The organism is Arthrobacter sp. UNCCL28 (assembly GCF_900102805.1).
Classification (GTDB): Bacteria; Actinomycetota; Actinomycetes; order Actinomycetales; family Micrococcaceae; genus Arthrobacter; species Arthrobacter nicotinovorans_A.
Map to the genome: position 1 here is coordinate 825233 of NZ_FMWE01000003.1, position 7240 is coordinate 832472.

6 protein-coding genes are annotated in these 7240 nt (G+C 62.5%); 3 read left to right on the top strand and 3 right to left on the bottom strand.

What is annotated here, in order from left to right; genetic code table 11:
- Complete coding sequence (gene pdxT / locus BLQ01_RS12295; RefSeq protein ID WP_091551932.1) at positions 1–702, bottom strand: pyridoxal 5'-phosphate synthase glutaminase subunit PdxT; 702 nt, start codon at positions 700–702, stop codon at positions 1–3.
- Between the two features lie 102 nt (positions 703–804).
- Between pdxT and BLQ01_RS12300 the strand changes: the two genes are divergently transcribed.
- The gene (locus BLQ01_RS12300) at positions 805–2136 is read left to right on the top strand and encodes a Mur ligase family protein (RefSeq protein ID WP_091551934.1); all 1332 of its coding nucleotides are present in this window, start codon (positions 805–807) and stop codon (positions 2134–2136) included.
- Complete coding sequence (locus BLQ01_RS12305) at positions 2133–2876, top strand: type 1 glutamine amidotransferase (protein ID WP_026540838.1); 744 nt, start codon at positions 2133–2135, stop codon at positions 2874–2876. Before BLQ01_RS12300 ends, BLQ01_RS12305 begins: the two co-directional genes overlap by 4 nt.
- A 3-nt stretch (positions 2877–2879) precedes the next feature.
- On the opposite strand, the gene BLQ01_RS12310 is transcribed toward BLQ01_RS12305, so the two are convergent.
- The gene (locus tag BLQ01_RS12310) at positions 2880–4145 is read right to left on the bottom strand and encodes a CapA family protein (RefSeq protein ID WP_091551936.1); all 1266 of its coding nucleotides are present in this window, start codon (positions 4143–4145) and stop codon (positions 2880–2882) included.
- 73 nt (positions 4146–4218) lie between these two features.
- Here BLQ01_RS12310 and BLQ01_RS12315 point away from each other — a divergent pair, with 73 nt between their 5' ends.
- On the top strand, positions 4219–6231 hold the full coding sequence (locus BLQ01_RS12315; RefSeq protein WP_091551939.1) for a M3 family metallopeptidase: 2013 nt from the start codon (positions 4219–4221) through the stop codon (positions 6229–6231).
- Between the two features lie 155 nt (positions 6232–6386).
- Here BLQ01_RS12315 and pdxS read toward each other — a convergent pair.
- A partial coding sequence (gene pdxS / locus BLQ01_RS12320) for a pyridoxal 5'-phosphate synthase lyase subunit PdxS (protein ID WP_091552010.1) occupies positions 6387–7240 on the bottom strand: 854 nt, incomplete at its 5' end.

The following is a 7240-nucleotide window of genomic DNA, read 5'->3' on the forward strand; positions in this document are numbered from 1 at the left end:
TTACGCTTCTCCTCTGATCATTCGAATAAAGAGTTCATGCACGCGCTTCTCCCCGGTCACTTCCGGATGGAAGGAGGTGGCCAGCAGGTGGCCCGAGCGCACTGCAACAATTCTAGCCACTCCGTGCAAAGCATCAGTGTGGCCGGCGTGGTCGGGATCGACCTGCGCCAGGATTTCAACGTCGGGGCCAACGCGCTCCACCCACGGCCCGCGAATGAAGACGGCGTGGACGGGATCCACGCCCGACGCGCCGGCGCTGAAGTCCAGGCCGTTGAAGTCAAGGTCCGTTTCGAAGGATTCGCGCTGGCGTCCGAAGGCGTTTCGCCGCACAGTGATGTCCAGGCCGCCGAACGTTTGCTGCGGATTGCCGTCAAGATCCTTGGCGGGGTCGGCGATTTCATTGGCCAGCAGGATCATCCCGGCGCAGGAACCGTAGACGGGAAGACCGTCCGCTATGCGCTTTTGGATGGGATCGCGCAATTCGAAGATCCGCGACAATTTGTCGATGGTGGTGGATTCGCCGCCGGGGATGATCAGGCCGTCGACGTCATCCAGCTCGGATGGCCGACGGATGCCTACGCCAGTGGCTCCAGCGGCCTCGACGGCGTGGAGATGCTCGCGGAAGTCGCCCTGGAGTGCCAGAACGCCGATCCTGAGTCCTGAACCCACGCGCGTTGAAGCGTCGGAAAGGGGGTTGGTCATTGATCCATTATAGTGCGCTGCGCCTTCGCCGGGGTCTTCCGCGTCCTCGGGGCACCCACCCCGGGCCGGGTTCCATGCCCTGACTGGGATATATTACAGAGCATGCTTTCCTTCAGCGTCCCCCTCGGCAAGCTGGTCCGCTCACTCTCCCGGCTTCGGGGCGGAGGATCAGCTTTTCCCGGCCTGGTGGTCGAAAAAATCGATCCCGGCTTCATGCAGCGAACGCTGGCCTCGCTCCCCCACGGCGTGGCAGTGGTCAGTGGCACCAACGGCAAGACCACCACCACCAAAATGGTGGTGGAACTCCTCGAAAGCCAAGGCCTCAAGGTCTTCACCAACCGCAGCGGAAGCAACTTCACCCGCGGCGTGGCAGCCTCCCTCCTTGGTGAGGTGGACTGGCGGGGACGCCTCGATGCGGACATTGCCATCCTTGAACTCGACGAAGCCCATGCGGTGCATTTCGTCAACAAGGTCCAGCCCCGGTTCAGCCTCCTGCTCAATGTCCTTCGTGACCAGTTGGACCGCTTTGGAGAAATCGACAAGACGGCCCGCTTGCTCGAGCACATCGCGTCCAGGACGACAGACACGGTGGTGTTGAACCGCGAGGATCCGCGGGTGGCCCGAATCTCCAATGTCGTCAACGTCCCGGACGCGCCCCATCACCCCGTCATCCGTTACTTCGGCCTTGACGAGTCCCTGCGCAGCACTTTTCCCAATGATGACGACATGCGGACCGCCGGCTCCGGACCATCACCGTCCGGTACCTCGGTGGCCGCCGCGGCAGGCGAGCCGGTAGACCTGCCGGCTGCCGACGTCGTACTCCGACGGGTAGGTGCGCAGGACGCTGACTTCGAGTTCGACGGCGAAACTGTCAGTACCGCCATGAAGCTGCGTGGCGTCTACAACATCTTCAATGCAGCTGCCGCTTTGTCGCTGGCGCGCGCTGTCCTGGGTACCGGCCCGGTTGATACTCCCAAATTGGTCAAAGCCCTGGGCGACGTTGCTCCCGCCTTTGGACGCGGTGAAAGCCTGACCGTCGATGGACAACCCCTGGAACTGGTCCTGGTGAAGAACCCCAGTGGCTTCCGCCTCGGACTCAAGTCCTTCCCGGCAGGCGGCTACGCCACCATGATTGCCATCAACGACAACTACGCAGACGGCAGGGATATGTCGTGGCTCTGGGACGTTGAGTTCGAGTCGCTGCGCGAGGATGGAGTGGAAGTCCTCACCGGCGTCCGCGCCTACGACATGGCCCTGCGGCTGCAGTACGACGAAGTTCCCTTCGGCACAGTGGAACCGGACATCACCGCCGCTTTGCGCACCTTCATCAACGGCTCGCGCGGCAAGCCCAAACGGATTTTCTGCACTTACACCTCCATGCTTGCCATTCGTCGCGAACTCGCCAAAATCACCATAGTTGAGGTGGTCTCATGACCTCGGAATCACAGCAGCCCAGCAAGGGAACCCTCCGTGTCCTCCAGCTCTACCCCCGGGAGATGAACATTTACGGGGACTGGGGGAACGCTTTGGTCCTCCAACAACGGATCAAGTGGCACGGATACACGCCGGAACTACTTGAGTACAACGTGGGTGACGAGTTTCCCGCAGATATTGACATCGTGGTCGGTGGAGGCGGGCAGGACAGCGGACAGGTGGTCATCCAGGACGACCTCCAGGCACGGGCGGACCACCTCCGGGAACTGGCCGATGACGGTGCGCCGATGTTGGTGATCTGTGGTCTCTACCAGCTCTTTGGGAAATTCTTCAAGACCAGCGCCGGGCCGGTCATTCCCGGAATCGGGATCCTGGATGTCGAAACCCACGGTACGGATGAACGGCTGATCGGCAACGTGATCATGAAGTCGGCCGAGTTCGGCGACATCATGGGCTACGAGAACCACAGCGGCCAAACCACCCTTGGTCCCGGCGTCGAACCCCTCGGGACCGTCACCAAGGGCGCCGGCAACAACAGCAAAGACGGGCACGAGGGCGCGCGGTTTAACAACGTGGTGGCCAGTTACCTCCACGGTTCGCTGCTGCCGAAGAATCCGGCAATTGCCGACTTCCTCATCCGGACTGCGGCGGAGCGAAAGTACGGGACCTTCGTGCCGGGAACGCCCGACGACGACTACGCCCGCCTCGCGCGCGAACACGCCGCAAAGCGTCCGCGGTAGGCGCTACTTTTCCTTGGTGATCAACAGTTCGTGGGCGCCTGCGGTGGCGGCGCCCATGGACTCAACCACCGACTTGGTCCGTTGATAGGTGGCAGCGTCGGCTGCCGGTGATGCGCAGACACCCTGCGGGGCGTCGCTGGCCACCGAACACCACCGGTAGGGATCACGGACAATGACCGACGGTGCCCAGGCAAGATCAGAAGCCGTCCAGGTTCCGGCTGTGTTTTGGCTGAACTGGGCCCTGACCAGCAATCCTTCATTGTTGACCACATACCAAGGCGACAACTCGGTGATCCCGTTGCCCAGCCCGTACACAATCCACGTGCCCTTGTAATTCTCGATCGGCAGTACCGAATGCGTGTGGTGCCCATAGATCATGGTGAACTGGCCGCTGTCCACCAGCGCGTGCGCAACGTCCTGCTGCTGTGTATTCGCTTCGCTGGCGTACTCGTCACCGGCATGCATCACTCCGAGGACTATGTCCGCGCCCTGGGCCCTGGCCTGCGTTGCCTTGGCGATCATCGCTGCCGGGTCCAGCTCATCAACCAGCCAGGGGTATTCGGGGATCTGCCCGTTGTGGCCGTACGTACCAATGATCACGGCGACCTTGGCCGCGTCCGTTTCAAGCATCAGTATTTCTTTGGAAGCCGCCTCGGTCCGATAAGAACCGGTGTGCTTCAGCCCTGCTGCGTCGAGGGCATCGAGGGTCCGCAGGAGGCCGTCGGTTCCCCGGTCAATGGTGTGGTTGCTGGCTGTGGTGCACGCCTGGTAGCCGATGTCCTTTGAGGCCGCGATGATCTGCGGGGGAACGTTGAAGGACGGGTAGGCCGAGAAAGGACCATCAGGGGTGGCGACAGGTGTTTCCTGATGACAGATCGCCAGATCGCTATTACGGATGTAGCGCCGTTGCCCTTCGAGGAGGGGGACGAACGTATATCCCGGGAGGCCGGCCGCCGCGGCGTCGGCCCTTGCCTGTTGCCACAGTTGGGTGTGGACCAGCATGTCGCCGGTTACGGTGATGGAGGTGCAGCGAAGTTCGGGACAGGCGGGGCCTTTGCCCGGTGTGGGGTTGGGCGCCGGGGTCCGCGTAGGTGTTGGCGACTCCGAAGCGGGAGCACTAGCGGCAGCACTGCGGTTCTGGTCATCGGTTTCGGCAATGACACCGCAGGCGCCCACGGAGAACGCAGCAACTACCGTCAGCATGAGAAGTGCGGCCCGTGAATGACGTATCAGCCCTGCCTTGGATGTGATGTTCCCCATGTTTTTCATCCTACGGCGGAAGAAGGGCCGGCCGGGGCGTGCCACCCTTGAGGACACGATTCTTACGTGAAAGAGTCACTTCATGACCAATCCCCTCCTGAGCCCCAGCCCGCTGCCCTACGGACTTCCGCCTTTCGCCGGAATCAACACCGGACACTACGCAGACGCTGTCGACGCCGGCCTGGCCGGGCACCTGCAGGAAATCAGTGCCATCACGGACAACCCGGATCCGGCGACTTTCCAGAACACGGCCGTAGCCATGGAACGTTCGGGACAACTTCTGGAGAGGGCTGCTGCAGCATTTTTCACCGTGGTTTCGGCAGACGCCTCTGATGAAATCAAAGCCCTTGAAACAGAGTTGTCGCCGAAGTTTTCGGCGCACCAGGATGCCGTCTACATGAACCGCGCCCTGTATGAACGCTTCGCCGCGATCGACGTTGCGGATCTTGACCCGGAATCAACGCGCTTGGTTGAGGAATACCTGAAGGAGTTCCGGCAGTCCGGCATTCAGCTTGATGCCGCCGGACAACAACGCCTGCGGCAAATCAACGCAGGGCTCTCCCGGCTGGGTACCGAATTCGGCCAGCGGGTCAAAGAAGGCATGAAGTCAGCTGCCCTGCTGCTCGACGACGCCGCAGACCTGGCAGGGCTGCCGGCTGAAGACGTCTCCGGTGCGTCGGAGGCAGCCAAAACGGCCGGACACGAAGGCAAATACTTACTCACGCTCATCCAACCCAGCAACCAACCTGCCCTTGCTTCGCTGGAGAACCGGGCCATCCGGCGTCGTTTGTACGAAGCGTCCCTCGCGCGAGGCAGCAACGGCGGAGGCTTGGACACGCGTGAGCTTGTGGGAGCTACCGTCCGGTTGCGCGCGGAAAAGGCCCGACTCCTCGGTTTCGCCAACTATGCCGAGCTGGTAGTGGACCGGCAGACCGCACCGGACTTCGGCGAGGTCAAGGCCATGCTGGGGAAGCTGGCCCCGGCTGCCGTCAGGAACGCCCAATCCGAAGCCGAGGCCCTGGCTGCCTCGGCCGGGCATGACCTGGAACCATGGGACTGGGCCTACTACTCCGCCCGTGTCCGAAAGGACAAGTTCGAGGTCGACGAGCAGGCGCTGCGCCCGTACTTCAGCCTGGAGACCTTGCTGACAGACGGCATATTCCACGCAGCTACCGGACTTTACGGGATAACTTTCCACGAACGTGGGGACCTTGAGGGCTACCACCCGGACGTGCGAGTCTGGGAGGTCCGGGATCAGGACGGCAGCGGCCTTGGCCTGTTCCTGGGCGACTACTACACCCGGGAGTCCAAGCGCGGGGGTGCCTGGATGAATTCCTTGGTGCAACAGTCCGGGCTGTTGGGTACAAAGTCCGTGGTCATCAACAACCTCAACATCACCAAGCCTGCCCCCGGCGAGCCCACGCTGTTGACCCTTGATGAAGTCAGGACGGTTTTCCACGAGTTCGGCCATGCACTGCACGGCCTGTTCTCGAACGTGACCTATCCGCGCTTCTCCGGAACGTCCGTCCCGCGCGACTTTGTGGAGTACCCCTCGCAGGTCAATGAAATGTGGATCATGTGGCCTGACATCCTGGCCAACTATGCCCGCCATTTCTCCACCGGAGAATCCCTCCCCCAGGCCACAGTGGACAAGCTCAATGACTCACTCCTCTGGGGCGAAGGCTTCGCCACCACCGAGTACCTTGGGGCGGCCCTGCTGGACCTGGCCTGGCACGTACTGGCAGAAGCTGAGGTCCCGGACGATGTCATAGCGTTCGAAGCCAAGGCCCTGTCCGACGCCGGCATCGCGCACCCGCTCATTCCGCCCCGGTACCGGACGGGCTACTTCCAGCACATCTTCGCCGGCGCAGGCTACGCGGCAGGCTATTACTCCTACATCTGGAGCGAGGTATTGGATGCCGATACAGTGGAATGGTTCAAGGAAAATGGCGGCCTGACCCGGGCCAACGGAGATCACTTCCGCTCGGAGCTGCTCTCCCGGGGAAACAGCCGTGACCCGTTGGAGTCCTTCCGGGCCTTCCGAGGCAGGGATGCCAAGCTGGAACCCCTCCTCAAACGCCGGGGACTGGATTAAACAGAACCCGAGCTTTAAAGCCGAAAGACGGGTACCGATCCGGCAGCGTGCGTAAAAGGGCCCCCGCCCTGGCCACCATCAGAATCGCGGCAGCGGCAGCGGGGAATAGCACGCAGAGGATCGGTACCCGCCTTGGCGGGAACCCTAAGTGAGACCTACCAGCCGCGCTCTGCGAGGCGGTGCGGCTGCGGGATCTCGTCGACGTTGATGCCCACCATGGCTTCACCAAGTCCTCGGGAGACCTTGGCGATGACATCGGGATCATCATGGAACGTGGTGGCCTTGACGACGGCGGCGGCGCGCTCTGCCGGGTTGCCGGACTTGAAAATGCCCGAACCAACGAACACACCGTCGGCGCCGAGCTGCATCATCATCGCAGCGTCAGCCGGAGTAGCAATGCCGCCGGCAGTGAACAGCACGACGGGGAGCTTGCCGGTAGCGGCAACTTCCTTGACCAGCTCGTACGGGGCCTGCAGCTCCTTGGCCGCAACGTACAGCTCGTCCTCGGGAAGGGCTGCCAGCTTGGCGATTTCCGAGCGGATCTTGCGCATGTGCCCGGTGGCGTTGGAAACATCACCGGTGCCGGCCTCGCCCTTGGAACGGATCATCGCCGCGCCCTCGTTGATGCGGCGCAGCGCCTCACCAAGGTTCGTAGCACCACAAACGAACGGAACGGTGAAGTTCCACTTGTCGATGTGGTTGATGTAGTCGGCCGGGGTCAGGACCTCGGACTCGTCGATGTAGTCAACACCGAGGGACTGCAGGACCTGGGCTTCAACGAAGTGGCCAATGCGGGCCTTCGCCATGACCGGGATGGACACCGCGGCGATGATCGCATCGATCATGTCCGGGTCCGACATGCGGGACACGCCGCCCTGGGCGCGGATATCGGCAGGCACTCGCTCGAGCGCCATGACAGCCACGGCACCGGCATCCTCGGCGATGCGGGCCTGCTCGACGTTAACGACGTCCATGATGACGCCGCCCTTGAGCATCTCCGCCATGCCCC